This is a genomic window from Verminephrobacter aporrectodeae subsp. tuberculatae At4 (assembly GCF_000193225.1).
In the GTDB taxonomy this organism is placed as follows: Bacteria; Pseudomonadota; Gammaproteobacteria; order Burkholderiales; family Burkholderiaceae_C; genus Acidovorax; species Acidovorax aporrectodeae.
This window is the reverse complement of the sequence record NZ_AFAL01000662.1, coordinates 1-406: the sequence shown is the minus strand read 5'-3', so window position 1 is coordinate 406 and position 406 is coordinate 1. Positions and strand designations below refer to the sequence as shown.

The window sequence follows — 406 nt, the reverse complement described above, 5'->3', positions numbered from 1 at the left end:
GGACCGCGTGGCACCGCAGCTGGCCGCCAGCGACCAAACGATCAGCCATACGGCGCTTGGACCCGACCAGCCGACGACGAGCGTCACGATCAAATTCAGCGAAGCGGTCAAGGGCTTTGGCACGGACGACGTGACCCTGGCCACAGGCGGTGGCAGCGTGAGCGCGGTGACCGCAGTGAGCCCGGGCGCAGACGGCAGCAGCGACACCTGGCAGGTGACGATAGCCGGGGGCACCGGAACAGCCGCGAGCAACGGCATCACGGTGAACCTTGCAGGGGTGATGGATGTTGCGGGCAACGCAGGCGTTGACACGGCAACCGTGCCGGGTCTGAGCTACAGCGTAGACAACACGGTGCCCACGGCAACCATTACGCTCAGCGACAACCGACTGGCGGCAGGAGAAACG

The 406-nt window shown here is 66.3% G+C and carries 1 protein-coding gene; it reads left to right on the top strand.

Translation table 11 applies throughout. The features are described 5' to 3' along the window. Window positions 1-406: Ig-like domain-containing protein (locus tag VTU_RS33915; RefSeq protein WP_010107371.1), on the top strand; the 406-nt coding region annotated here is incomplete at both ends.